Annotated in this window: 2 protein-coding genes and 1 pseudogene; 1 reads left to right on the forward strand and 2 read right to left on the reverse strand. The window is 73.6% G+C overall.

Annotation, left to right across the window (positions count from 1 at the left end; genetic code table 11):
* Positions 1–215: pseudogene (locus tag ESO86_RS16890) on the reverse strand (FAD-dependent oxidoreductase); the annotation flags it as partial.
* A complete protein-coding gene (locus ESO86_RS16895) occupies positions 212–565 on the reverse strand; it encodes a RidA family protein (protein WP_129235952.1) in 354 nt (117 codons plus the stop codon). The pseudogene ESO86_RS16890 and the gene ESO86_RS16895, both read right to left, overlap by 4 nt.
* Positions 566–703: 138 nt before the next feature.
* Between ESO86_RS16895 and ESO86_RS16900 the strand changes: the two genes are divergently transcribed.
* The coding region (locus ESO86_RS16900) for a LuxR family transcriptional regulator (RefSeq protein ID WP_129235953.1) at positions 704–1,460 on the forward strand (757 nt) is incomplete at its 3' end.

Genomic DNA, 1,460 nt, shown 5'->3' on the forward strand with positions numbered 1-1,460 from the left:
CCCGTGCTCTGGGGAGCGACGCGCAGCCCGAGCGCTGTCGCGGCGGTCACGACGCGCGCGACCTCGTCGGCCGAGCGGGGAACCGCGACGGCGGCGGGGCGCTGCACGACGGCGAGGTTCCAGGGGACGGTCGCCGCCTCGAAGCCGCGATCGCCGGGCAGCAGCACGGTTCCGGCATCGCGGAGCGTCGAGGTGTCGGTGAGCGAGGGGGTCATGTCAGTCCTTCGGGTGTCTCGGGTACGGGTGTGGTGACCGCGACGTCGGCGGCGAGGCGCACGAGCATGCCCGGCACCTCATGGCGTTCTGCGGAGATCCAGGCGACGACCGGGGTCGTGGAGCCGGCGCCGAACCGCTCGAGCACGAGCTCGACCAGCTCCGAGGCGGAACCCGGATCGGTCGCGTGGATGCGCACCTGCGTGACCGCCTCGGCCGCCAGCCCGCGCTCGGCGAGGGCGGACTCGAGTCGGAGGAGCGACAGGCAGAGCTGCGCGGTGGCGTCGTCGGCGTGCAGCAGCGCGCCGTGGTCGTCGACGGACCCGGTCTCGATGGTCGTGGTGGTGGTCACGTCGGACATCGTGCGTGGACGGCCGTGTCCCGCGGTATCCCGTGCGACCGGGGAGTTCGGGCTCCCATCGAGGCGGCCGACGCGACTCCCAGCGTTCTGGGATACCGGCCGGGGCCCGTCGAGGCGCATACTGAACCCGTGATTCCCCAGCTGACCGGGGCCCGCGTGCGGGGCGACGTCGACGTGCTCTCGCGCGCCGGGCTGGATCTCGACGACTTCATCGGCGAGGCGACCGAGTCCGTCCGCCGTGCCGTGCCGTGGGTCGGCGCGTGCGTCGGCACCCACGACCCGGCGACGATGATGCTGACGAGCGCGCGCAAGTACGGCGCGCTGAAGGCGCACAACGAGCACGACCGGCTCTTCGGGATCATCGAGTACGGCGCCGACGAGCCGACGTCGTTCCGGTCGCTCGCCGCCGGCGACCGCCGGGCGATCGGCATGCACGCCACGCACGCCGACGAGGTCGACCGATCCGAGCGGATGACGCGGCTCATGAGGCCCGTCTACGGGTTCGCCGACGAGGCGAGGCTGATCTTCCACGACGGCACCGCCGCCTGGGGGTGCCTCGCGATCTTCCGCGGCGACGACGACCCGATGTTCGACGACGCGGAGATCGAGTTCCTCGGCGCGCTCTCCGCGTCGTTCGCACGCGGCGTGCGCTCGGGCATCCTGACCCGCCTCGCCCACGATCCGGTGTCGAGCGGCGAGACCGGCGGTCCCGCGGTCGTCATCGTCGACGCCCGCGACCAGGTCGCGCAGATCAGCGTCGGTGCGGAGGAACGACTCGAGCAGTTGCGCGGCAGCGCGCACGGCGGCGACCCGCTGAGCCTCGTGACCTCGCTCGTCGGCGCCGCGCGCCGCACGCTCTCGACGCCGGAGGCGCCGCCCGCGCGCG

It is taken from the genome of Agromyces binzhouensis, assembly GCF_004135055.1.
Classification (GTDB): Bacteria; Actinomycetota; Actinomycetes; order Actinomycetales; family Microbacteriaceae; genus Agromyces; species Agromyces binzhouensis.